The following is a 23294-nucleotide window of genomic DNA, read 5'->3' on the forward strand; positions in this document are numbered from 1 at the left end:
CGCTACGGCCCTACGCGCATGGCCAGTACCTGGCCCGGCCAGTCGTTGTTCGCCCCGGCGGTGTACGTCTCCGTCGGGGCGAAGCCGTTCGCCTCGTAGTACGCCACGAGCCCGCGGTCGCCGCCCGCGTAGCAGTCCACCCGCAGCAGTCCGACGCCCGCCCGCCGGGTCATCTCGGCGGCATGCGCGAGCAGGGCGCTGCCGATGCCCCGTCCCTTGAACCGGCGGTCGGAGGCGAGCCAGTGGATGTACCGCTCCGGCTCGCCGGGCGGCGTGAGGTGGGACAGATAGGCGCCGGGCGCGTCGGTGAGGGTGAGCGTGCCGGCCGGCACGCCGTCGGCCTCGGCGATGAACGCGACGCCCTGGGCCATGTACAGCGCGACCGACTCCGCCACCTTCGGGCTCTCCGACAACGGCTTCGCCCCCCACTGCCCGGCGCGTCCCTGTGAGACCAGCCACTCCACACTGCTGTCGAGCATGCCGAGTATCGCGGGGACGTCGTCCGGCCCGCCTTCTCTGATGATGATCTCCATGTCCCCATGGTGGCAGGGTGGATCCATGAGACTCTTCGCCGCGCTGCTCCTGCCGGAGGACGTTTCCCGCGAACTGGCCGTCGAGGTCGGCGAGTTGAGGAAGCTGCCGGGTGCGGACGCGCTCCGCTGGACCGGCCGCCCCGGATGGCACTTCACGCTCGCGTTCTACGGCGAGGTCGACGACGACGTCGTACCGGATCTGTCGCTCCGGCTGGAGCGGGCCGCGCGGCACACCGAGCCCTTCGAGCTGGCCCTGCACGGGGGCGGGCAGTTCGGGCACGGCCGGGCACTGTGGGTGGGGGCGGACGGGGACGTGCCGACCATGCGGCTGCTGGCCGACCGGGCGGAGGCGGCCGGGCGGAAGGCCGGCGTGCCGATGGGGGAGCACCGGCGGTACAAGGCCCATCTGACGCTGGCCCGGAGCCGGGAGGCGGTGGACGTGCGGGAGTGCGTTGCGTCACTGGGCGCCTTCACCGGGCGGACCTGGACGGTGGCCGAACTGGCGCTGGTGCGCAGCCATCTGCCCCGGTCCGGGGTGCCGGGGGAGCAGCCGCGGTACGAGGCGGTCGCCCGTTGGCCGCTCGGGGCGGGCGGTTAGGCTCGCTCACGTGGACCCGAAAACCCGGAACCGGATCATGGCCGGTGTGCTTGTGCTGATGTTCGTCGTCGTGGCCCTCGCCGCGGCTCTCGGTAAGTGAGGGCGGCGCCTCCGACGGAGGCGCCGCCCTCCCCTGACTACCAGGCGAACGCCTCCGGAGAAGGCCCAGGTCCCGGGAATACCTCGTCCAGGCCCGCCAGCAGCTCCTCGCTCAGCTCCAGTTCGACCGCCCGCAGTGCCGAGTCGAGCTGTTCCTGCGTCCGCGGGCCGACGATCGGGCCCGTCACGCCGGGGCGGGTGAGCAGCCAGGCCAGGGCGGCCTCTCCGGGCTCCAGGCCGTGCTTCTCCAGCAGGTCCTCGTAGGACTGGAGCCGGGCGCGGGCCGCCGGGTCCGCGAGGGTGTCGGCCGCCCGGCCGGAGGCGCGTCGGCCGCCCTCGGCCTCCTTCTTGATGACGCCGCCGAGCAGTCCGCCGTGCAGCGGCGACCAGGGGATGACCCCGAGCCCGTAGTCCTGCGCGGCCGGGATGACCTCCATCTCGGCGCGCCGCTCGTACAGGTTGTACAGGCACTGCTCGCTGACCAGGCCGAAGGAGCCGCGGCGGGCGGCGGTCTCGTTGGCCTGGGCGATCTTGTAGCCGGGGAAGTTGCTGGAACCGGCGTAGAGGATCTTGCCCTGCTGGACGAGGACGTCGATGGCCTGCCAGATCTCCTCGAACGGGGTGTTCCGGTCGATGTGGTGGAACTGGTAGACGTCGATGTAGTCGGTCCCGAGCCGCTTGAGCGAGGCGTCGACGGCCCGGCGGATGTTGACCGCCGACAGCTTGTCGTGGTTCGGCCAGGCCTCGCCGTCGGCGCCCATGTTGCCGTACACCTTGGTGGCGAGGACGACCTTGTCGCGGCGGGCGCCGCCCAGGGCGAACCAGCTGCCGATGATCTCCTCGGTGCGGCCCTTGTTCTCGCCCCAGCCGTACACGTTGGCCGTGTCGAAGAAGTTTATGCCCGCGTCCAGCGCCGCGTCCATGATCGCGTGGCTGGCGGCTTCGTCTGTCTGCGGACCGAAGTTCATGGTGCCGAGGACGAGCCGGCTGACCTTGAGTCCCGTGCGTCCGAGCTGCGTGTACTTCATGGTTCACCAGCCAACGGCGTGGAGTGAACTCTAGGCAAGGGGATACCGGCCGCCGCGCCGCCGGGCCTGCGCCGGGGTGCAGCGCAGCAGACGGCCGACCGTGAGCAGCGTGCCGCGCAGGGCGCCGTACCGGTGCAGTGCCTGGACGGCGTACGTCGAGCAGGTCGGCGTGTACGGGCAGCGGGCCGGGGTGGTGGGGCTGATCTCGCGGCGGTAGTGGGCGACGGCGGAGTACAGGACGCGGGCGGCGCGGCCCCGGGGGACGGGCGCGGCCGGGTCGGGCGCGGGGCGGCGCAGCGAGGGTGCCGTGACCAACGTCAACAGCGCTGTCATCGCGGCGATTTCACGGCAGGGCGCGGTGACCGTAGACCACCACAGGTGGGTGTCGAGGCAGCCTTCGAGACAACCGCAGCAGCGGTTCTCCCGACGCTGTTTCCGCTGCTTCCCGCTCATGGTCTCCGCGCCCCCCGTCCGGTCAACCGCAGAATGTCACACCGTCAGTCGGTGCCGGGACGCAGGACGGCGAGCACGGCCCGGGCGGGGCTGCCGTCCGCCGCCGTCCAGTGCCCGGAGACATGGCCGAGCGCACCCGAGGGCGGAAGGTCCGACCCGTGGGGCCGCCGCTCGATGCGCAGGGTCGTACCGTCCGCCATGGGCAGCGCGGTACCCGTCGAGTCGTCCACGGCCGGCCCGCCGGCCCGCAGACCACCACCGGTGCCGGTGTACGAGCGGGCGATTTCATGATCCGGAGTGTTGTCCACGCTCTGCGCCTGCGCCTGGGCGCGGCCCTCGATCAGGGCGAGCAGTTCGGCGACCAGCACCGGGTCGTGGGTGCCGTCGTAGGCCCAGCGCTGCCCCAGCACCCCGTGCTCCATGGTCCCGACGAGGGCGTGCTCGGCGCCGTCCAGCGGGGCGCCGCGGTAGGTGAGCGGGACGAGATAGGCGACCCCGTCCCCATCGGTCGCCACCATGAACTCGATCCCGACCTCACCCGCCGGATCGTCCAGCCGGAACCCGCCGGCCTTGGTCAACTCCGGGGTGCCCGCGCCGACATACCAGGGGCGGGTGGGCAGCCAGTCGGTGAGCAGTTCGAGCTTGGTGGGCTTGAGGGTGGTGTGATGAATGATCGCCATGCGATCGGATTCTGTCAGTCGCGGGGGAAGCCGTCCGTCTTGAGGGTCAGTCCGAGGTGGGTGGAGGTCATGTCGATGTCCCCCCCCGAAGTTGATGGAGAACTCGGCGATGTACTCGCCGTCCTTGGGCTGCGTGTAGACGTGGCACCTGCCCTGGTAGGGGTCGGCGATGAGGTAGACGGGGACCTCGGCTACGGCGTAGGCGGTCTTCTTGGGGCCGTAGTCGTTGGCGTCCGTGCCTTTGGAGATGACCTCGGCGATGAACTCGACGTCCTGGTACCGCCAGTGGCCCTGCTCGTCCTCCTGTGCCGAGTCCTTGAGCATGGCGACGTCCGGGCAGAAGCCGTTCTCGTCGCCCGGGAAGTCGATCCGAACGTCCGTGAACGCCATGACCTCCCTCCCGAACCTGTCTTCAAGGGCCCAGAGGATCCGGCGGATGATCTGCCAATGCGTGTTTCGCTGGGGCGTCATATGGACGTTGCCCCCGACGATCTCGACCCGGAATCCTTCGGGGACGGGCATGCGCTCAAGCCGCTCGAACCACTCGTCCAAGCGCTCGGTGTTGGCGTCGGCCATCTCGATCCTGTCTTCCAGGACGGTCATCGTGGCGCTCCTCCCCGGCTGCCCCACGGACAGACGCAGCCGCGCAGTACAACGATACGCACGGTGACCAGGAGACACCCGGATTCGGTCAACCTGTTCAGGCCGCGTACGCCTGTCCGATTCCCCACCCTTGCCGCATCGCCTCCGCGAACGCCCCCGCGATCTTCCGCTCCCCGCTTGCGTTCGGATGCGTCCCGTCATACGTGTCGAGGTGGATGTCGTACGAGTTCGGCGGCGACGCCAGCAGGAGCGGGGAGCGGGGTTCGTCCAGGTCGGCCACGGCCTTCGCGAGCAGCTCGTTGAAGAGGGACACCTGCTCGCCGAAGTCCGGCTCGTCCACGGCCCGGATGTTGGGGATCACCGGCAGGACCGCCATGCGGATGCGCGGGTTCGCCTCCCGGGCGTTCGCCACGAACCGGCGGACGTTCTCCGCCGTCTGCTCGGCGTTCGTGTAGAAGCCCAGGTCGATCAGGCCCAGGGCGACCAGGAGGACGTTCGCGCGGTGGGTGCGGACCGCGTCGCCGATCAGGGGCGCCATGTGGAGCCAGCCCTCGCCCCAGCCGGCGAGGTGGGACCGGGGGAAGTCGGGGTCGGCGTACTCGTACGACGTCGGCGTGTCCGTCGCCTTGTCGTACAGCTCCTCGCGGGGGCCGACCAGGGCGAACGGGCGGCCGTACGTATCGCGCAGGTGCTGCCACAGCCGGTAGCGCCAGGTGTGTTCGCCCGCGCTTCCGATCGTCTGGGAGTCACCGACGGGCATGAACCTGAGCATCCGCTCATGATGGACGATCAGCGGGGCGGGTGGGGTGTGAGGCCGGACACGCCCCGCCAAAAGACGGGCGGGATGGCAGGCTTGACGGCATGCGCCGACCCTTCGCCGTCCTCGCCGCCGCCCTTGTCATGGGCGCGTTCGCCGCGCCCGCCGCCCACGCCGACGACGGCTTCACCATCAAGGACCCGCGCATCACCGAGTCCAGCGGCCTGGCCGCCTCCCGGCAGCACCCGGGCATCTACTGGACCCACAACGACCAGGAGAACAGCAAGGGCACCTACCTCTACGCCGTCGACAGCAGCACCGGCGAGACCGTCGCCACGATCACCCTGTCCGGCGTGGGCACGCAGCGGGACGTCGAGGCCGTTTTCATCGGGCCCGACAACCAGATCTACGTCGGTGACATCGGCGACAACGAGGGCGTGACCTGGGACCACGTGTGGATCTACAAGTTCGCCGAGCCCAAGAATCTCAGCGATCGGACCATCCGCGCGACGCAGTACGTCGTGAAGTACTCGGACGGGTCGCGTGACGCCGAGTCGCTCGTCGTGCACCCCAGGACCGGGCGCGTCTACATCGTCGACAAGAAGGAGGAGGGCGGCCACCTCTACGAGGGCCCCGCCGAGCTCTCCACCTCCGGGACGAACGTCTTCAAGCCGATCGCCCCGGTCGAGAACCTCCAGGCCACCGACGCCACCCTCTCCCCCAACGGCGAAAAGCTCGTCATCCGCAGCTACTTCGGCGCCTTCGCCTACGACTGGAACGACGGCGACATCAAGAAGACCGGCCGGCTGAGCGTGCCGTTCCTGGGCCAGGGCGAGTCCGTCACCTACACCGCCGACGGCTCGCAGCTCATGTACGGCGCCGAGGGCTCCGAGAGCTCGGTGGAACCGGAGGACGCGCCGGAGGGCGGCGGGGCAAGCGGCAGCTCCAAGTCGCCGACGGGAGAGGGCGGTTCGGCGTCCGGCGGGGGAGGCGACTCCGACGAGGGCACCCTCACGCGGGGTGCGCTGGTCGTGGCCCTGGCATGCGCGGCGGTGTTCGGCGTCCGGCGCCTCTTCAGGAAGGGCTGAGGCACCCCGCCGGGCCGCGCGGTTCGGCAGGTGACGTCCACAGTCTTGACGTGCCCATGCGGCCTGACTTCCCATGGGAGACGCGGGGATGTGGGAGCGCTCCCACTGGTTCCGGGCCCGCGCCTCCCGACATCCCCGAGAGGAAGAGGCAGCGAGATGTTCCGCAGCTTGCGAAGAGCGCTGTGCGCGGTGGCCGCGGCGGTTCTGTTACCGCTGGGGGCCGGTGCGCAGACGGCCGAGGCCGCCGAGCCCGGCGCCGGGTACTGGCACACCAGCGGCCGGCAGATCCTGGACGCGGCCGGGCAGCCGGTCCGCATCGCCGGGATCAACTGGTTCGGCTTCGAGACCGGCAACCACGTCGTCCACGGCCTGTGGGCCCGCGACTACAAGTCCATGATCGACCAGATGAAATCGCTGGGCTACAACACCATCCGCATGCCGTTCAGCGACGACATCCTCAAGTCCGGCACGATGCCCGACAGCATCAACTACGCCGACGGCAAGAACGCCGACCTGCAAGGGCTCACGTCCTTGCAGGTCCTCGACAAGATCGTGGCCTACGCCGGACAGAGCGGCCTGAAGATCGTCCTGGACCGGCACCGGCCCGACTCGGGCGGACAGTCGGCGCTCTGGTACACCAGCGCGGTCCCCGAGTCGACCTGGATCGCCAACCTCAAGTCCCTGGCGACGCGTTACGCCGGAAACCCGACCGTCGTGGGCATCGACCTGCACAACGAACCCCACGACCCCGCCTGTTGGGGCTGCGGCGACACATCGCGCGACTGGCGCCTGGCCGCCCAGCGCGCCGGGAACGCCGTCCTGTCCGTCAACCCCGACCTGCTGATCATGGTCGAGGGCGTCCAGTCGTTCAACGGCGTCAGCGGCTGGTGGGGCGGCAACCTGATGGGCGTGGCGCAGTACCCGGTCCAGCTCGACGTGCCCAACCGGCTGGTGTACTCGGCCCACGACTACGCGACCAGCGTGGCCCAGCAGTCCTGGTTCAGCGACCCGTCCTTCCCCGCCAACATGCCGGAAATCTGGGACCGTTACTGGGGCTACATCTTCAAGCAGAACATCGCCCCGGTGTGGCTCGGCGAGTTCGGTACGACCCTCCAGTCGACGGTGGACCAGAAGTGGCTGTCCGCGCTGGTGACGTACCTGCGCTCGACGTCGGCGTACGGCGCCGACAGCTTCCACTGGACCTTCTGGTCGTGGAACCCCAACTCCGGTGACACCGGCGGGATCCTGAAGGACGACTGGACGACCGTGGACACGGTGAAGGACGGGTATCTCGCGAGCATCAAGGCCCCGGGCTTCCCCGGCGGAGGCGGCGGTGGCGGAGGCGGAGGCGGCGATACGGCGACCTGCGCCGCCACCTACACCGTCAGCAGCGACTGGGGCAGTGGCTTCAACGCCGAGGTGAAGGTGACCAACACCGGGACCCTGCCGCTCACGGGGTGGAAGGTGGCGTGGACCTGGAGCGGGTCGCAGCAGGTCACGAACATCTGGAACGCGTCGTACACCCAGAGCGGGGCGAGCGTCACGGCGGTGAACGCGGGGCACAACGGCTCGGTCGCGCCCGGTGGTTCGGCGAGCTTCGGCTTCGGCGGTGCTCCCGGGGGCGGGGGTGTGCCCGAGGTGACTTGTACGCCGGCATGACAAAGGGCGCCCGGCCATCGTGGCCGGGCGCCTTTCACAAGCCGAGCGGCTGTTACAGCTTCTCGATCACGTAGTCGATGCAGTGCGTCAGCGCCTCGACGTCCGCCGGGTCGATCGCCGGGAACATCGCGATACGGAGCTGGTTGCGGCCGAGCTTGCGGTAGGGCTCGGTGTCGACGATGCCGTTGGCGCGCAGGACCTTGGCGACGGCCGCCGCGTCGATCTCGTCGGAGAAGTCGATCGTGCCGATGACCTGCGAGCGCTTGGCCGGGTCGGTGACGAACGGCGTCGCGTACTTGCTCTCCTCCGCCCAGCCGTACAGGCGGGTCGAGGAGTCCTTCGTACGGGCCGTGGACCAGGCGAGGCCGCCCTGGCCGTTGATCCACTCCAGCTGCTGGTTGAGCAGGAAGAGGGTGGCGAGGGCCGGGGTGTTGTACGTCTGGTTCTTGCGGGAGTTGTCGATCGCCGTGGGCAGCGAGAAGAACTCCGGGACGTGGCGGCCGGAGGCGTGCACGCGCTCGGCGCGCTCGATCGCGGCCGGGGAGAAGACGCCGATCCACAGGCCGCCGTCGGAGGCGAAGGACTTCTGCGGGGCGAAGTAGTAGACGTCCGTCTCGGCGATGTCGACCGGCAGGCCGCCCGCGCCGGAGGTGGCGTCGACCAGGACGAGGGAGCCCTCGTCGGCACCGGGCACGCGCTTGATCGGGGCCGCGACACCGGTGGAGGTCTCGTTGTGCGTGAACGCGTAGACGTCGACGCCCGCCTCGGCCTGCGGCTCCGGGTGGGTGCCCGGGTCGGAGGCGATGACGGTCGGCTCGGCCAGCCAGGGGGCGAGCTTGGCGGCCTTGGCGAACTTCGAGCTGAACTCGCCGAAGTTCAGGTGCTGCGACTTGTTCTCGATCAGGCCGTGCGTCGCGACGTCCCAGAACGCGGTGGAGCCGCCGTTGCCGAGGACGACCTCGTACCCCTCGGGCAGGGAGAACAGCTCGGAGATGCCCTCGCGCACCTGGCCGACCAGGTTCTTCACCGGGGCCTGGCGGTGGGAGGTGCCGAGGAGGGAGGTACCGGTCGCGGCCAGCGCGTCCAGCGCTTCCGTCCGCACCTTGGAGGGGCCCGCGCCGAAACGTCCGTCGGCGGGCTTGATGTCAGCGGGAATCTGGATCTCAGCCACGGGGTGAGGTTAGCCGGTGGGGGAAACGTGGGCGAAACGTAGTCCGTCGGCTGAGACGTTTCGTTCTGGCTGGTGGGCCTGGGGGCTGCCGGCCCCCAGACCCCCGCTTCGGCCCGAAGGCCTCGTCCTCAGGCGCCGGTCGGGCTGAGTTTGCCGGCCGGGGCTGGTTTGCTGGCGTTTATGACAGATCTCTCGGGCGAGCTGCGCAAAGCGGTGCGGGGCGAGGTCGGTTTCGATGTCACGTCCCGGGCCCTGACCACCATGGACGCGTCCAACTACCGGCGTGTCCCGCTGGGTGTCGTCGCCCCCCGGGATGCCGATGACGTGGCGGCCGTACTGGAGGTGTGCCGGGCGCGCGGTGTGCCCGTGGTGGCGCGCGGGGGCGGGACCTCGATCGCCGGGCAGGCCACGGGGACCGGTGTCGTCCTGGACTTCACCCGGCACATGAACCGGCTGCTCGCCGTCGACCCCGGGACCCGTACGGCCGTCGTGCAGCCGGGCCTCGTTCTCGACCGGCTCCAGGAGGCCGCCGCGCCGTACGGCCTGCGCTTCGGGCCCGACCCCGCCACCCACAGCCGCTGCACTTTCGGCGGGATGGTCGGCAACAACTCCTGCGGCTCCCACTCGGTGGCCTGGGGGACGACCGCGGACAGTGTGCGCGAGCTGGACGTCGTCACCGCGCGCGGGCAGCGGCTGCGGCTCGGGCAGGGGTGGGCCGGGGCGCCGGACGGGCTGCGGGAGCTGGTGGAGGGGGAACTGGCCCGGCTCCGCACCGGATTCCCCGAGCTGCCCCGCCGTATCTCCGGCTACGCCCTGGACGCGCTGCTGCCGGAGAAGGGCGCCGACGTCGCCCGTTCATTCTGCGGGAGTGAAGGCACGCTCGGCGTGTTGACGGAGGCGGTCGTACGGCTGGTGGAGGCGCCACGCGCGCGTGCGCTCGCGGTGCTGGGGTACGCGGACGAAGGCGCGGCCGCCGAGGCAGCGGCCGGGCTGTTGCCGCACGGCCCTTTGACGGTGGAGGGCATGGCGGCGGACCTGGTGCCCTCGGCGGTCGCGCTGCCGCGGGGCGCGGCCTGGCTGTTCGTGGAGACCGGCGGGGAGACGGCGGGGGAGGCACGCGTGCGTGCGGAGGCGATCGTGCGGGCCGCCGACGTCGTCGACTCCCTGGTGGTCACGGACGCGGCCGGGCAGCGCGCGCTGTGGCGCATCCGCGAGGACGCCAGCGGTACGGCGACCAGGACGCCGGACGGCAGCGAGGCCTGGCCCGGCTGGGAGGACTGCGCGGTACCGCCCGCACGGCTCGGCGCCTATCTGCGCGACTTCCGCGCCCTGCTCGCCTCCCACGGCCTGCACGGCACGCCCTACGGGCACTTCGGGGACGGCTGCATCCACGTCCGCATCGACTTCGACCTGATGACGCCGAAGGGCATCGCCCGTTTCCGGCGCTTCTCGGAGGAGGTCGCCGACCTGGTCGTGGCGCACGGCGGCTCGCTGTCCGGGGAACACGGCGACGGGCAGGCGCGGGCCGAACTGCTGCCGAGGATGTACGGCGCCGAGATGGTGTCCGTCTTCGAGCGGGCGAAGGCGGTCTGGGACCCGGACGACCTGCTGAACCCGGGGATGCTGGTGCGCCCCGCCCCTCTCGATTCGAATCTCCGCTTCGCCTCACTCCCGCGCCGCCCCGTCGACGTCGCCTTCGGCTACCCGGCCGACGGCGGCGACTTCTCGGCGGCGGTCCGCAGGTGCGTGGGCGTCGCCAAATGCCGTACGGCGACGGCGTCCGGGCCCGCCGTCATGTGCCCCTCCTTCCGTGCGACCGGCGAGGAGGAGCACTCCACGCGCGGGCGTGCCCGGCTGCTGCACGAGATGCTCGCGGGCGAACTGGTCACCGACGGCTGGCGGTCGACGGAGGTACGCGACGCCCTCGACCTGTGCCTGTCCTGCAAGGGCTGCCGGTCCGACTGCCCGGTCGGCGTCGACATGGCCACGTACAAGGCGGAGTTCCTGCACCACCACTACGAGGGGCGACGCAGGCCGGCCGCGCACTGGACGATGGGCCGGCTGCCGGAGTGGCTGCGGTGGGTGGCACGGCTGAGGATGGCGGGCCTGGTCAACTCCCTCGCCTCCGTCCCGGTGTTGGCGTCCCTGGGCAAGCGGCTCGGCGGGGTCGCGGCCGAGCGGGGGATTCCGCGGGTGGCGGCGGAGACGTTCAGCCGGTGGTGGCGGGGCAGGGGCAGGGGCAGCGACGGCACGGGTGAACTGGTGGTGCTGTGGCCGGACACCTTCACCGAGCACCTCTCGCCCGCGGTGGGCCGGGCGGCCGTACGGGTCCTGGAGGCGGCGGGGCTGCGGGTGGCGCTGCCGCCGACGCTGCGGATGCGGGGGCGTCCGGTGGGGGACGGCAGGACGAGGGCGGCGACCGCGCTGCTGCCGGGGGCCGGCCGGGGCCGGGTGTGCTGCGGGCTGACGTACATCTCCACGGGCCAGCTCGACCGTGCCCGCGCGGTGCTGCGCCGCACGCTGGACCTGATGGAACCGGTGCTGGACGCGGGCGCCCCCGTGGTCGTCCTGGAACCGAGCTGCGCGGCCGCCCTCCGCGCGGACCTGCCGGAACTGCTCCATGACGACCCGCGCGCGGGGCGCCTGGCGGCCCGGGTCCTGACGTTCGCGGAGGCGCTGGAACGCCTGGCCCCCGACTGGACACCGCCCCGCGTGGACCGTCCGGCGGTCGGCCAGACCCACTGCCACCAGCACGCGGTACTCGGCGACACGGCCGACCGCGCGCTGCGCGCGGCAGCCGGCCTCTCCGGCGAACTGACCGGCGGCTGCTGCGGCCTCGCGGGCAACTTCGGCTTCGAGAAGGGCCACTTCGAGGTGTCGAAGCGCTGCGCGGAGGAACGGCTGCTGCCCTCGGTGCGGGAGGCCGGGGAGGAGGCGGTGATCCTGGCGGACGGTTTCTCCTGCCGGACACAGCTGGAACAGCTGGCGGGGGTGCGGGGGCGGCATCTCGCGGAGGTGCTGGCGGAGGCGCTGGGGGAGGGGTAGGCGGAGGGGCTGGGCACGTTCGGGCCGCGGGACGGCGGGGAACCGGAGGACTGAGGACGACGTAGAGACTCCTGTACGAGAACGATCTCTCTCCAGGAGCCCCCCATGCCCCTCCGTCTCCAGCCCCTCACCCGCGAAGCGCACCTGGCGTTCGTCGCGAGCCGGTCCTCGGCCAGCCATATGCAGATCCCGTCCTGGGGTGATGTGAAGCCGGACTGGCGGGCGGAGAGCATTGGGTGGTTCGACGAGGAGGGGCGGCTCGTCGGGGCGGGTCTTGTGCTGTTCCGGCCGCTGCCGAAGCTGAAGAAGTACCTCGCGTACCTGCCCGAGGGCCCGCTGATCGACTGGGACGCACCGGATCTGTGCGAGCGCTGGCTCGATCCGATGCTGGCGTATCTGAAGGGACAGGGCGCGTTCTCGGTGAAGATGGGCCCGCCGGTCGTCGTACGGCGGTGGAGCGCGGACGCGGTGAAGGCGGCGATCGCCGACCCGGCGGCCCGGCGGCTGCGGGACGCGGAGGCGACGTCGTACGAACCGCGCGCCTTCGACGTGGCCGACCGGCTGCGGCGCGCGGGCTGGCAGCAGACGGAACCCGACGGCGAGGACGGCTTCGCGGCGGGGCAGCCGCGTTACGTCTTCCAGGTGCCGTTCGCCGGGCGGTCGCTGGACGACATCCACCGCGGGCTCAACCAGCAGTGGCGGCGCAACATCAAGAAGGCCGAGAAGGCCGGGGTGAAGGTGGTGCGCGGCGGGTACGAGGAGCTGCCCGCGTTCTACGAGCTGTACGCCGAGACCGCCGAGCGCGACCGCTTCATCCCGCGCCCGCTGCCCTACTTCCAGCGCATGTGGAGCGCCCTCAACGCCGAGGACCCCGACCGCATGCGGCTCTACCTCGCCCACCAGGACGGCGACGTCCTCGCCGCGGCCACCATGCTGACCGTCGGCGAGCACGTCTGGTACTCCTACGGCGCCTCCACCAGCCGCAAGCGCGAGGCTCAGCCGAACAACGCGATGCAGTGGCGCATGATGTGCGACGCCCACGAGCTCGGCGCCGCCGTCTACGACTTCCGCGGCATCACCGACACGCTGGAGGAGTCCAACCACCTGCTGGGCCTGCTCCGCTTCAAGGCGGGCGCGGGCGGCGAGGCCGTGGAGTACCTGGGGGAGTGGGACTTCCCGCTGAACCGGCTGCTGCACAAGGCGCTGGATCTGTACATGGCGCGGCGGTGAGGGGAGGGGAGGAGAGGGGCGGGATCCGGATGTCTCGGCATGCGGGACAGGCGCAAACTGGGTTCACACGCCTGACTCGGTCCACTACCCTGGACTCGACAGTGCATCATGGTGAACGAACATGATGAACGAACCCTAGCCCTTGGACCGCCCCGTGAGCCTCCCCGACGCCATCGCCGCACCCGCATCCGCCCCTACGACCGCCACCCGCGCCGGTTCCCTGCCGGGCGGCGGTCGCTGGGGTTCCCTCGGGCCGGTCGGACTGGTCTTCGCCGGTGGTGTCTCCGTGCAGTTCGGCGGCGCCCTCGCGGTGAGCCTGATGCCGCGGGCGGGCGCGCTCGGTGTGGTGTCGCTGCGCCTGATCGTCGCGGCCGTGGTCCTGCTGCTGGTCTGCCGGCCCCGGCTGCGCGGCCACTCCCGTACCGACTGGGGCACGGTCGTCGTCTTCGGTATCACCATGGCCGCGATGAACGGCCTCTTCTACCAGGCCGCGGCCCGCATCCCCCTCGGCCCCGCCGTCACCCTGGAGGTGCTCGGCCCCCTCGCCCTCTCCGTGCTGGCCTCCCGCCGTGCCATCAACTTCGTCTGGGCCGCCCTCGCCCTCGCGGGCGTCTTCCTCCTCGGCGGCGGAAGCTTCAGCAGCCTGGACCCGCTGGGCGCGACGTTCGCCCTGGCCGCCGGCGCCATGTGGGCGGCGTACATCATCTTCAGCGCCCGTACGGGCCGACGCTTCCCGCAGGCCGACGGCCTCGCCCTCGCCATGGCGGTCGGCGCGGTGCTGTTCCTGCCGCTGGGCATCGCCGAGTCGGGCACGAAGCTCCTCGACCCGGTGACCATCGGACTGGGCGCGGCGGTCGCGATCCTGTCCTCGGTGCTCCCCTACACCCTGGAGCTCCTGGCCCTGCGCCGCTTGCCCGCCTCCACCTTCGCCATCCTGATGAGCACGGAGCCGGCCCTCGCGGCGGCGGCCGGCTTCCTGATCCTCGACCAGGCGCTGTCCGTCGTGGAGGCCCTTGCGATCGCCCTCGTCATCGCGGCGAGCATGGGGGCGGTGCGGACGCAGGTCGGGCGGGGGAGGGCGAAGGTCGTGGAGTCGCCCTCCTCCTGACCGGCATGTTGCTCCTTCCCGGGGGTCAGAGGCTGCGGGCGGTGATGTCGCCGTAGGCGGTGGTCGCGTGGATGTTCAGGCCCGCGGCGGCGCCTTCGGCGTTCTTGAGCGCGTTGTGGACCCGGCCGTAGGAGGTGCCGGCGTCGAGGGTGGCGGAGACCCCGCGGGCGGCGCCGACCGTGATCTCACCGGCCTGCGTGTGCAGCGTGACGGTGCCGCGCACGGCCTCGGCGATCCGGATGTCGCCCTTCTGCGTGCTGATCTCCGCGGGGCCGCCGAGCCGGCCGACCGCGACATCTCCGGCGAGGACGGTGAGGCGGGCGCTCGCGGCCTCGTCGATCCGGACCGCACCGTGCGCACCCTCGACGACGACGTCACCGAGCCGCCCGGCGCCACGGAACTCGGCGCTGGCCGCCATCACCTTGACCGCGGAGTCGGCGGGCAGGTGGACGGTCACCGCGACGGCTCCCGAGGGGCCGAGGGCCTGGTGCTTCACCGCCGGGCCGTTGACCCGCAGCACGCCGTCGGCGTACGAGACCTGGCTGCCTTCCGCCGCCTTCACGTCCCGGCTCTTGGAGGCGTCCGCGGGCCGGACCTCGACGGTGGTGTCGGCCTGCTCGACGGCGATGACCTCGATGCGGCCGGCGGGGATGTCGATGACGGCGGAGATCGGGGCGGGGGTGTGGAACTTCTGCATGGCGTTTCTCCTGGACTCGTTGCTGTTTCCGATGCGGGAAAAGCTACGTTGCGTTCAGGAGTCTGGCAATGAAGTTGTTGCGCGCGATTGGCGTTAGTGCAGGTAAAGGCTAGGAAATTGTTGCAATGGTCCTGGGTTCAATGCAACGAGGCTCGGCTCGTTCGTTGCAATGGGGTGAGATGAACGCTATGCCGGAGGGAAGGCGTCGCCGGCAGCGGCGGAGACGAAGGCGGCGAAGGCTTCCGGGGTGACTGAGAGGGCGCCGAAGGTGGGGGCTTTGGAGTCGCGGATGGCTATGTGGGGGGTGAGGGTGGCGATTTCGACGCAGGCGCCGCCGGTGTCGCCGCTGTAAGGAGACTTGCGCCAGGTGGCAGTGCCGAGGGGTGCGCACTCGATGCATTCGCCGCCGCTGCTCCCGCTGTACGACGACTTAAGCCAGGCAGCAGTGCCGAGAGGCGCGCATTCGATGCACTCGCCGCCGGTGTCGCCGCTGTACGACGACTTACGCCAAGTCGCGTGCGTCAGGTCCAGGTTCGTTCCCATACCGTTCCTCCATCACGCGGGCGATGAGGGCCGCCGAGTCGTCCACGGATAGCGCGGCCGCTTGCAGATGATCGTATCGAACCGAACCCTCCTTGACCGCTTCAGGATTGGCCGTCATGTGCCCCTGGATGAAGTCCTCGGTGTAGACGATGTCTGGGTCCTTGTTGAAGCGGAGAAGCGTGAACGAGCCCATCAGCCCCGTATGTGCTCCGGCCTCGAACGGCAGTACTTGGATCTCCAGCCAGCGGCGCTTCTGTAGTTGCAGCAGGCGTGCCAGCTGCTCGCGCATGACTTTCGGCCCGCCGACCTCCTGGCGCAGTACTGCCTCGCTCAACACCACCCAGGTCACAGGTGGTTGGTCCCGCATCAGGCTGCGTTGGCGGTCCAGCCGTGCGGCTACCTTGCCGTCGAGATCACCCTCGTCCCTCGTGCCGAACACCGCGCGGGCGTACCCCTCCGTCTGCAGGAGGCCGTGCACCAACTGTGCCTGGTACGTCGAGATGTACGAGGCCTTCGCCTCCATCTCCGCATAAGGCTGAAACCACCCCGGTAACTGGCTCCGCAAAACCAGCCCCACCAACCGCGAAAACGTCCCGCCCGTCCCCAGCGCCGCATCCACCCGTTCGGAGAACTCCCGCTGTGGAACTCTCGCCCCCGTCTCGATCTGCCCCACCAGTGACGCCGTGCAGAAGACGATCGAGCCGAGCTGCACCTGCGTCAGCCCCGCCGCCTCCCGCGCCCGGCGCAGCTCGTACCCGTAGTAGTCCAACGGTGATGCGCTGGGGTCCAGTTCACGACTGTGCACGCCAAACCACCTCCCGTCACCGAGAGTAGCGTCACGTGCGCAAACAGGTATCGGGGTTGTGGAAAAAGAAATCATGCAAGCGTGCTTGATTGATTCTGGGGCCACTGCCATGCTCCTCCCCATGGCCGACCCGACGCCCGTCATCGACGACCTGCGCGCGGAGAGCGACGAACTCGACTGTCTCGTCGCCGAGTTGGAAGCGGAGCGCTGGTCGCTTCCGACGCCCGCGCCCGGCTGGACCGTCGCGCACCAGATCGCGCACCTCGCCTGGACCGACCACGCCGCCCTGCTCGCCGTCACTGACGCCGACGGCTTTGCGCGGGAGGTCGAGAAGGCGCTCGCCGCACCGGACTGCTTCGTCGACGAGGGGGCGGAGGAGGGGGCCGGGAAGCCGCCCGCCGAGATCCTCGCGGGGTGGCGGGCCGGACGTAAGGCTCTGGCCGATGCCCTGTGTGCCGCACCCACAGGCGCCCGCTTTCCCTGGTACGGCCCACCCATGTCGGCCGCCTCCATGGCCAGCGCCCGTCTTATGGAGACCTGGGCCCACGGCCAGGACGTCGCGGACGCGATGGGTGTGATGCGGCCACCCACCGACCGGCTCCGGCATGTGGCGCGCATCGGGGTACGGGCCCGCGACTACGCGTACGGGGTACGGGGACTGACCCCGCCCGCGGAGGAGTTCCGCGTCGAACTCGTCGGCCCGAACGGCGACTTGTGGGTGTACGGCCCCGACAGCGCCGCCCAGCGCGTGACCGGACCCGCCCTCGACTTCTGTCTCCTCGTCACCCAGCGCGCGAACCGTGCCGACCTCGCCCTCCAGGCCACCGGCCCCGACGCCGACCGCTGGCTCGACATCGCCCAGGCCTTCGCCGGACCGCCCGGCGCCGGGCGCGAGCCCAAGGGCGGTACCCGGTGACGATCCTCCGTATCGGCAACGCCTCCGGCTTCTACGGCGACCGCTTCGACGCCATGCGCGAGATGCTGACCGGCGGTGAACTCGACGTCCTCACCGGCGACTACCTCGCCGAACTGACCATGCTGATCCTGGGCCGCGACCGGCTGAAGGACCCCGCCGCCGGATACGCCCGCACCTTCCTGAGCCAGCTCGAAGAATGCCTCGGCCTCGCCCACGAGCGCGGCGTCCGCATCGTCGCCAACGCAGGCGGTCTCAATCCCGCCGGACTCGCCGACGCCGTACGGCAGTTGGCCGAGCGGCTCGGCATCCCCGTGCGCGTCGCCCATGTCGAGGGCGACGATCTCACCGGCCGGCACCCCGGCGCCCTGGCCGCGCACGCCTACCTCGGCGGCTTCGGCATCGCCGCCTGTCTGCGCGCGGGCGCGGATGTCGTCGTCACCGGGCGGGTCACGGACGCGGCCCTGGTCACCGGGCCCGCCGCCGCGCACTTCGGGTGGCGGCCGACGGACCACGACCGGCTCGCGGGGGCCGTCGTGGCCGGGCACGTCCTGGAGTGCGGGGCGCAGGCCACCGGCGGCAACTACGCGTTCTTCCGCGACGGCGACGCCCGCCGCCCCGGCTTCCCGCTCGCCGAACTCCACGCGGACGGCACCGCCGTCATCACCAAGCACCCCGGTACGGGGGGCTTCGTCGACGTCGGCACCGTCACGGCCCAACTGCTCTACGAGACCGGCGGCGCCCGGTACGCCGGACCCGACGTCACCGCCCGCCTGGACACGGTCCGGCTCACCGAGGACGGGCCCGACCGCGTCCGTGTCGAGGGCGTGCGCGGCGAGGCCCCGCCCCCGACCCTCAAGGTCGGCGTCAACCGGCTCGGCGGCTTCCGCAACGAGGTCACCTTCGTCCTCACCGGCCTCGACATCGAGGCCAAGGCCGAGCTGGTGCGCGCCCAGATGACCGACGCGCTCGCCAAGACACCGCCCGCCGAGGTCCGTTGGGATCTCGTACGCACCGACCGGCCGGACGCCCCCACCGAGGAGACCGCGAGCGCCCTGCTCCGGCTCGTCGTCCGGGACCCCGACCAAGCGGCCGTCGGGCGGGCGCTCAGCGGGGCCGCGATCGAGCTGGCCCTCGCGAGCTACCCCGGATTTCATGTGTTGGCGCCACCTGGAAAGGGCGCGCCTTATGGGGTCTTCGAGGATGTGTACGTGCCCCATGGTGCCGTCGACCATGTGGCCGTCCTCCACGACGGCCGACGGATCCCTGTGGCGCCGCCCCAGGACACCCGCGTACTCGACGACGCACCCGAGCCGACGCTCCCCGAGCCGCTGCCCTCCGGGCCCCGCACGCACGCGCCCCTGGGTCTGGTCGTCGGCGCCCGCAGCGGCGACAAGGGCGGGAACGCCAACGTAGGCGTGTGGGTGCGCACGGACGACGCCTGGCGGTGGCTCGCCCACGAGCTGACCGTCGACCGCTTCCGTGAGCTGCTCCCCGAGAGCCGCCCGCTGCCCGTCACCCGGCACGTCCTGCCCGGACTGCGCGCCCTCAACTTCGTCGTCGAGGGCATCCTCGGCGCCGGCGTCGCCGCCCAGCACCGTTTCGACCCGCAGGCCAAGGCCCTCGGCGAATGGCTGCGCTCCCGCCACCTGGACATACCGGAGGCCCTGCTGTGACCGTCCTGACGTCCGCGCTGGACGTGACGAGCCCCGACCACCGGGCGAACCGCGAGGCCATGCTCGCCAGGCTCGCCGACCTCGACGCCGAGCACGCCAAGGCCCTCGCGGGCGGCGGCGAGAAGTACGTCGAACGGCACCGCGGGCGCGGCAAGCTGCTCGCGCGCGAGCGCATCGAGCTGCTTCTCGACCCGGACACGCCGTTCCTGGAGCTGTCCCCGCTGGCGGCCTGGGGCAGCGACTACACCGTGGGCGCCTCCCTCGTCACCGGCATCGGGGTCGTCGAGGGCGTGGAATGCATGATCACCGCCAACGACCCGACCGTGCGCGGCGGCGCCAGCAATCCCTGGTCGCTGAAGAAGGCGCTGCGGGCCAACGACATCGCCCTCGCCAACCGGCTGCCCTGCATCAGCCTGGTGGAGTCGGGCGGCGCAGATCTGCCGTCCCAGAAGGAGATCTTCATCCCCGGGGGCGCCATCTTCCGGGACCTCACCCGGCTGTCGGCGGCCGGAATCCCCACTGTTGCCGTCGTCTTCGGGAACTCCACCGCCGGGGGCGCGTACATCCCCGGCATGTCCGACCACGTGATCATGGTCAAGGAGCGCGCCAAGGTGTTCCTCGGCGGGCCGCCCCTGGTGAAGATGGCCACCGGCGAGGAGAGCGACGACGAGTCCCTGGGCGGCGCGGAGATGCACGCGCGCGTGTCGGGCCTCGCCGACTACTTCGCCGTCGACGAACCGGACGCCCTGCGGCAGGCCCGGCGGGTGGTCGCCCGCCTCAACCACCGCAAGGCGTACGAGGACCCGGGGCCCGCCGAGCCGCCCAAGTACGACGCGGAGGAGCTCCTGGGGATCGTCTCCGGCGATCTGAAGGTGCCCTTCGACCCGCGCGAGGTCATCGCCCGGATCGTCGACGCCTCCGACTTCGACGAGTTCAAGCCGCTGTACGGGACGAGCCTGACGACCGGCTGGGCAAGCCTGCACGGCTATCCGGTCGGCATCCTGGCGAACGCCCAGGGGGTGCTGTTCAGCGAGGAGTCACAGAAGGCCGCCCAGTTCATCCAGCTCGCCAACCAGCGCGACATCCCCCTGCTGTTCCTGCACAACACCACCGGCTACATGGTCGGCAAGGAGTACGAGCAGGGCGGGATCATCAAGCACGGCGCAATGATGATCAACGCGGTCAGCAACAGCCGGGTGCCCCATCTGTCCGTCCTGATGGGCGCCTCGTACGGCGCCGGGCACTACGGCATGTGCGGGCGCGCCTACGACCCCCGCTTCCTCTTCGCCTGGCCCAGCGCCAAGTCCGCCGTCATGGGCCCGCAGCAGCTCGCCGGCGTGCTGTCGATCGTCGCCCGCCAGTCGGCCGCCGCGAAGGGACAGCCGTACGACGAGGAGGCGGACGCCGCGCTGCGCGCCATGGTGGAGCAGCAGATCGAGTCGGAGTCGCTGCCGATGTTCCTGTCCGGGCGGCTCTACGACGACGGCGTCATCGACCCGCGCGACACCCGCACCGTGCTCGGCCTGTGCCTGTCCGCCGTCCACACGGCGCCCTACGAGGGCGCGCGCGGCGGCTTCGGCGTCTTCCGGATGTGAGGGACCTTCTGTGATCACTTCAGTCCTCGTCGCCAACCGGGGCGAGATCGCCTGCCGGGTCTTCCGCACCTGCCGCGAGTTGGGAATCCGGACCGTCGCCGTGCACTCGGACGCCGACGAGAACGCCCTCCACGCGCGCGTGGCCGACACGGCGGTACGGCTGCCGCGAGCGACGCCGGCCGAGACGTATCTGCGCGGCGACCTGATCGTGAAGGCGGCCGTCGCCGCCGGCGCGGACGCCGTGCACCCCGGCTACGGCTTCCTCTCCGAGAACGCCGACTTCGCGCGCGCCGTCCTCGACGCGGGCCTCGTCTGGATCGGGCCGCCCCCGGAGGCGATCGAGGCGATGGCGTCCAAGACGCGCGCGAAGGAGCTGATGGGGCTCGCGCCCCTGCGTGAGGTCGCGCAGAGCGACCTGCCGGTGCTCGTGAAGGCGTCCGCGGGCGGCGGGGGGCGCGGGATGCGGATCGTGCGCCGCCTGGAGGAGCTCAGCGCCGCCCAGGAGGGCGCGCGCGCCGAGGCCGCGAGCGCCTTCGGGGACGGAGAGGTGTTCGTCGAGCCGTACATCGAGCGCGGCCGTCACATCGAGGTGCAGGTGCTCGCCGACGCGCACGGCACGGTGTGGGCGCTCGGCACGCGCGACTGCTCCCTCCAGCGCCGCCACCAGAAGGTGATCGAGGAGGCGCCGGCGCCCGGCCTCTCCGAGGGGCTCGCGGACGAGTTGCACGCGCTGGCCGTACGCGCCGCGCGCGCCGTGGACTACGTCGGCGCGGGCACCGTCGAGTTCCTCGTCGCCGACGACAGGGCGCACTTCCTGGAGATGAACACCCGCCTCCAGGTCGAACACCCCGTCACGGAGGAGATCTTCGGCATCGACCTGGTCGCCCTCCAGATCCGCGTCGCCGAAGGCCACCCCCTCGAAACCGACCCCCCACACGCGCGCGGCCACGCGATAGAAGCCCGCCTCTACGCCGAGGACCCGGCGCACGACTGGTCGCCCCGCACGGGCACCCTGCACCGCCTGAGCGTCCCCGACACCGTCCGCCTGGACACCGGCTACGGCGACGGAGACGACATCGGCGTCCACTACGACCCCATGCTCGCCAAGGCCGTCGCCCACGCCCCCACGCGCGCGGAGGCGGTCCGCAAGCTCGCCGGCGCCCTGGAACGGGCCACGCTCCACGGCCCGCTCACCAACCGCGATCTCCTCGTCCGCTCCCTGCGGCACCAGGAGTTCACCACGGCCCGCATGGACACGGCCTTCTACGACCGCCACCTCGCCGACCTGACCGAGCCCGCCCCCGATCCGCACGCCCCCCTGGCCGCGGCCCTCGCCGAAGCCCAGGGCCCGTCCCGTTCCCGCTTCGGCGGCTGGCGCAATGTTCCCTCGCAGCCGCAGGTGAAGCGCTACGCGACGGCGGACGAGGAGCACGAGGTCCGCTACCGCCACGGGCGCGCAGGCCTGGAGGCCGACGGCGTGCGCGTCGTGCACGCCGGCGCGGACCTCGTCGTACTCGAAGTGGACGGCGTACAGCGCAGGTTCGAGGTCGCGCGCTACGGCGACCAGGTCCACGTCAACAACACCACCCTGACGAGCCTGCCCCGCTTCCCCGACCCGACCACCCAGCACGCCCCGGGCTCCCTGCTCGCCCCCATGCCGGGCACGGTCGTCCGCGTCGCCGAGGGACTGACCGCAGGGACGCCCGTACAGGCCGGACAGCCCCTCCTGTGGCTGGAGGCGATGAAGATGGAACACAAGATCACCGCACCGGTCACAGGAACGCTCAGCACTCTGCACGCCGTCGTCGGCCTTCAGGTCGCCGTCGGAGCTCTGCTCGCCGTCGTGGAGGAGGACCAGGACCAGTGACCGCCACCTTGGAAACCGATGAGCACAAGGCCCTACGAGCCGCAGTAGCCGCCCTCGGCAAACGCCACGGCCCCGACTACGTCCGCGAGGACCTCTGGGCGGAGGCCGCCAAACTCGGCTACCTCGGCGTCAACCTCCCCGAGGAGTACGGAGGCGGAGGCGGCGGCATCGCCGAACTCTCCATCGTCCTCGAAGAACTGGGCGCCGCGGGCTGCCCCCTCCTCATGATGGTCGTGTCACCCGCCATCTGCGGCACAGTGATCGCCCGCTTCGGAACCGACGCCCAGAAGAGCGAATGGCTCCCCGCGCTGGCGCACGGCACCCGCACCATGGCCTTCGGCATCACCGAACCCGACGCCGGCTCCAACAGCCACCGCATCACCACCACCGCCCGCCGGGACGGAACCGACTGGCTGCTCACCGGCCGCAAGGTCTTCATCTCCGGCGTGGACATCGCCGACGCCACGCTCATCGTCGGCCGCACCGAGGACGCCCGCACCGGCACCCTCAAGCCCTGCCTGTTCATCGTCCCGCGCGACGCCGAAGGCTTCACACGCCGGCAGATCGACATGGAACTCCAGGCGGCGGAGAAGCAGTTCGAGCTGGTCCTGGACGACGTACGGCTGCCCGCCGATGCACTCGTCGGCGACGAGGACGCGGGCCTCCTCCAGCTCTTCGCCGGACTCAACCCCGAGCGCATCATGACCGCCGCGTTCGCGATCGGCATGGGACGGTACGCCCTCGCGCAAGCGATTACGTACGCTCGTGAACGCACCGTCTGGAAGGCCCCCATCGGCGCCCACCAGGCCATCGCACACCCCCTCGCCCAGGCCCACATCGACCTCGAACTGGCCCGCCTGATGATGCAGAAGGCGGCCCATCTGTACGACGCCGGCGACGACGTCGGGGCCGGAGAGGCCGCCAACATGGCCAAGTACGCCGCCGGAGAGGCCTGCGTGCGGGCCGTCGACCAGGCCGTGCACACCCTCGGCGGAAACGGCCTCACGCGCGAATTCGGGCTCGCCCGGTTGATAACTGCCGCGCGCGTGGCTCGTATTGCTCCGGTGAGCCGGGAGATGATTCTGAACTACGTCTCCCACCAGACCTTGGGCCTGCCCAAGTCGTACTGACCGCGTCCGTCCGGCA

The 23294-nt window shown here is 71.2% G+C and carries 20 protein-coding genes and 1 pseudogene; 11 read left to right on the plus strand and 10 right to left on the minus strand.

The features are described from left to right. Positions 1-2: 2 nt before the first annotated feature. The gene (locus AB0Q90_RS17595; RefSeq protein ID WP_363161239.1) at positions 3-533 is read right to left on the minus strand and encodes a GNAT family N-acetyltransferase; all 531 of its coding nucleotides are present in this window, start codon (positions 531-533) and stop codon (positions 3-5) included. A gap of 25 nt (positions 534-558) precedes the next feature. Here AB0Q90_RS17595 and thpR point away from each other — a divergent pair, with 25 nt between their 5' ends. Next, a complete protein-coding gene (thpR, locus tag AB0Q90_RS17600; protein WP_363161238.1) occupies positions 559-1131 on the plus strand; it encodes an RNA 2',3'-cyclic phosphodiesterase in 573 nt (190 codons plus the stop codon). A gap of 137 nt (positions 1132-1268) precedes the next feature. On the opposite strand, the gene AB0Q90_RS17605 is transcribed toward thpR, so the two are convergent. The 5 genes and pseudogenes from AB0Q90_RS17605 to AB0Q90_RS17625 form a co-directional block, all read right to left on the minus strand. Continuing rightward, the gene (locus tag AB0Q90_RS17605; RefSeq protein ID WP_363161237.1) at positions 1269-2258 is read right to left on the minus strand and encodes an aldo/keto reductase; all 990 of its coding nucleotides are present in this window, start codon (positions 2256-2258) and stop codon (positions 1269-1271) included. A gap of 30 nt (positions 2259-2288) precedes the next feature. Continuing rightward, complete coding sequence (yidD, locus tag AB0Q90_RS17610; RefSeq protein ID WP_363161236.1) at positions 2289-2591, minus strand: membrane protein insertion efficiency factor YidD; 303 nt, start codon at positions 2589-2591, stop codon at positions 2289-2291. A gap of 164 nt (positions 2592-2755) precedes the next feature. Then, positions 2756-3391 (minus strand): 1,4-alpha-glucan branching protein, encoded by a 636-nt coding sequence (locus AB0Q90_RS17615; RefSeq protein WP_363161235.1) that lies wholly within the window; start codon positions 3389-3391, stop codon positions 2756-2758. Positions 3392-3405: 14 nt separating this feature from the next. Next, a pseudogene (locus tag AB0Q90_RS17620) lies at positions 3406-3994 on the minus strand (Uma2 family endonuclease). Positions 3995-4091: 97 nt separating this feature from the next. Beyond that, positions 4092-4766, minus strand: a complete 675-nt coding sequence (locus AB0Q90_RS17625; protein WP_363161234.1) for an SGNH/GDSL hydrolase family protein — start codon at positions 4764-4766, stop codon at positions 4092-4094. A gap of 89 nt (positions 4767-4855) precedes the next feature. Here AB0Q90_RS17625 and AB0Q90_RS17630 point away from each other — a divergent pair, with 89 nt between their 5' ends. Continuing rightward, on the plus strand, positions 4856-5839 hold the full coding sequence (locus AB0Q90_RS17630) for a WD40 repeat domain-containing protein (protein ID WP_363161233.1): 984 nt from the start codon (positions 4856-4858) through the stop codon (positions 5837-5839). 156 nt (positions 5840-5995) lie between these two features. Beyond that, entirely contained in the window at positions 5996-7498 is a 1503-nt protein-coding gene (locus tag AB0Q90_RS17635; protein ID WP_363161232.1) for a cellulase family glycosylhydrolase, read from the plus strand. A 52-nt stretch (positions 7499-7550) separates the two neighbouring features. Here AB0Q90_RS17635 and serC read toward each other — a convergent pair whose 3' ends face one another. Then, positions 7551-8669, minus strand: a complete 1119-nt coding sequence (serC, locus tag AB0Q90_RS17640) for a phosphoserine transaminase (RefSeq protein ID WP_363161231.1) — start codon at positions 8667-8669, stop codon at positions 7551-7553. A 180-nt stretch (positions 8670-8849) separates the two neighbouring features. Here serC and AB0Q90_RS17645 point away from each other — a divergent pair, with 180 nt between their 5' ends. From AB0Q90_RS17645 to AB0Q90_RS17655, 3 genes are all read left to right on the plus strand, one after another. Continuing rightward, positions 8850-11714 (plus strand): FAD-binding and (Fe-S)-binding domain-containing protein, encoded by a 2865-nt coding sequence (locus AB0Q90_RS17645; protein ID WP_363161230.1) that lies wholly within the window; start codon positions 8850-8852, stop codon positions 11712-11714. 105 nt (positions 11715-11819) lie between these two features. Continuing rightward, positions 11820-12944 (plus strand): peptidoglycan bridge formation glycyltransferase FemA/FemB family protein, encoded by a 1125-nt coding sequence (locus tag AB0Q90_RS17650; protein ID WP_363161229.1) that lies wholly within the window; start codon positions 11820-11822, stop codon positions 12942-12944. Between the two features lie 154 nt (positions 12945-13098). After that, the gene (locus tag AB0Q90_RS17655) at positions 13099-14052 is read left to right on the plus strand and encodes an EamA family transporter (RefSeq protein WP_363161228.1); all 954 of its coding nucleotides are present in this window, start codon (positions 13099-13101) and stop codon (positions 14050-14052) included. Positions 14053-14077: 25 nt separating this feature from the next. Here AB0Q90_RS17655 and AB0Q90_RS17660 read toward each other — a convergent pair whose 3' ends face one another. The 3 genes from AB0Q90_RS17660 to AB0Q90_RS17670 all read right to left on the minus strand — a co-directional run bounded on the left by AB0Q90_RS17660 (position 14078) and on the right by AB0Q90_RS17670 (position 16097). Next, entirely contained in the window at positions 14078-14749 is a 672-nt protein-coding gene (locus AB0Q90_RS17660) for a DUF4097 family beta strand repeat-containing protein (RefSeq protein ID WP_363161227.1), read from the minus strand. Positions 14750-14935: 186 nt separating this feature from the next. After that, positions 14936-15292: a DUF397 domain-containing protein gene (locus AB0Q90_RS17665; protein ID WP_363161226.1), complete on the minus strand. Its 357-nt coding sequence runs from the start codon at positions 15290-15292 to the stop codon at positions 14936-14938. After that, the gene (locus tag AB0Q90_RS17670; protein ID WP_363161225.1) at positions 15252-16097 is read right to left on the minus strand and encodes a helix-turn-helix transcriptional regulator; all 846 of its coding nucleotides are present in this window, start codon (positions 16095-16097) and stop codon (positions 15252-15254) included. Before AB0Q90_RS17670 ends, AB0Q90_RS17665 begins: the two co-directional genes overlap by 41 nt. A gap of 121 nt (positions 16098-16218) precedes the next feature. On the opposite strand from AB0Q90_RS17670, the gene AB0Q90_RS17675 reads away from it, so the two are divergent. The 5 genes from AB0Q90_RS17675 to AB0Q90_RS17695 are packed head-to-tail and all read left to right on the plus strand — an operon-like array spanning position 16219 to position 23278. Next, on the plus strand, positions 16219-17013 hold the full coding sequence (locus AB0Q90_RS17675; protein WP_363161224.1) for a TIGR03084 family metal-binding protein: 795 nt from the start codon (positions 16219-16221) through the stop codon (positions 17011-17013). Further along, positions 17010-18686, plus strand: a complete 1677-nt coding sequence (locus tag AB0Q90_RS17680) for an acyclic terpene utilization AtuA family protein (protein ID WP_363161223.1) — start codon at positions 17010-17012, stop codon at positions 18684-18686. Before AB0Q90_RS17675 ends, AB0Q90_RS17680 begins: the two co-directional genes overlap by 4 nt. Then, positions 18683-20281 (plus strand): carboxyl transferase domain-containing protein, encoded by a 1599-nt coding sequence (locus AB0Q90_RS17685; RefSeq protein WP_363161222.1) that lies wholly within the window; start codon positions 18683-18685, stop codon positions 20279-20281. Before AB0Q90_RS17680 ends, AB0Q90_RS17685 begins: the two co-directional genes overlap by 4 nt. A gap of 10 nt (positions 20282-20291) precedes the next feature. Then, positions 20292-22148: a biotin carboxylase N-terminal domain-containing protein gene (locus AB0Q90_RS17690; protein ID WP_363161221.1), complete on the plus strand. Its 1857-nt coding sequence runs from the start codon at positions 20292-20294 to the stop codon at positions 22146-22148. Next, positions 22145-23278 carry an acyl-CoA dehydrogenase family protein gene (locus AB0Q90_RS17695; protein WP_363161220.1) on the plus strand — a complete coding sequence of 378 codons (1134 nt, stop codon included), beginning with the start codon at positions 22145-22147 and terminating at the stop codon, positions 23276-23278. Before AB0Q90_RS17690 ends, AB0Q90_RS17695 begins: the two co-directional genes overlap by 4 nt. Positions 23279-23294: the final 16 nt, after the last annotated feature.

This window comes from Streptomyces sp. NPDC079141 (assembly GCF_040686775.1).
Lineage (GTDB): Bacteria > Actinomycetota > Actinomycetes > Streptomycetales > Streptomycetaceae > Streptomyces.

Coding starts and splice junctions, on each gene's coding strand:
- AB0Q90_RS17605 (WP_363161237.1), bottom strand. CDS start 2,258: ATGAAGTACACGCAGCTCGGACGCACGGGACTCAAGGTCAGCCGGCTC.
- AB0Q90_RS17630 (WP_363161233.1), top strand. CDS start 4,856: ATGCGCCGACCCTTCGCCGTCCTCGCCGCCGCCCTTGTCATGGGCGCG.
- AB0Q90_RS17650 (WP_363161229.1), top strand. CDS start 11,820: ATGCCCCTCCGTCTCCAGCCCCTCACCCGCGAAGCGCACCTGGCGTTC.
- AB0Q90_RS17595 (WP_363161239.1), bottom strand. CDS start 533: ATGGAGATCATCATCAGAGAAGGCGGGCCGGACGACGTCCCCGCGATA.
- AB0Q90_RS17665 (WP_363161226.1), bottom strand. CDS start 15,292: ATGGGAACGAACCTGGACCTGACGCACGCGACTTGGCGTAAGTCGTCG.
- AB0Q90_RS17615 (WP_363161235.1), bottom strand. CDS start 3,391: ATGGCGATCATTCATCACACCACCCTCAAGCCCACCAAGCTCGAACTG.
- AB0Q90_RS17660 (WP_363161227.1), bottom strand. CDS start 14,749: ATGCAGAAGTTCCACACCCCCGCCCCGATCTCCGCCGTCATCGACATC.
- AB0Q90_RS17625 (WP_363161234.1), bottom strand. CDS start 4,766: ATGCTCAGGTTCATGCCCGTCGGTGACTCCCAGACGATCGGAAGCGCG.
- yidD (WP_363161236.1), bottom strand. CDS start 2,591: ATGACAGCGCTGTTGACGTTGGTCACGGCACCCTCGCTGCGCCGCCCC.
- AB0Q90_RS17635 (WP_363161232.1), top strand. CDS start 5,996: ATGTTCCGCAGCTTGCGAAGAGCGCTGTGCGCGGTGGCCGCGGCGGTT.
- AB0Q90_RS17645 (WP_363161230.1), top strand. CDS start 8,850: ATGACAGATCTCTCGGGCGAGCTGCGCAAAGCGGTGCGGGGCGAGGTC.
- thpR (WP_363161238.1), top strand. CDS start 559: ATGAGACTCTTCGCCGCGCTGCTCCTGCCGGAGGACGTTTCCCGCGAA.
- AB0Q90_RS17675 (WP_363161224.1), top strand. CDS start 16,219: ATGGCCGACCCGACGCCCGTCATCGACGACCTGCGCGCGGAGAGCGAC.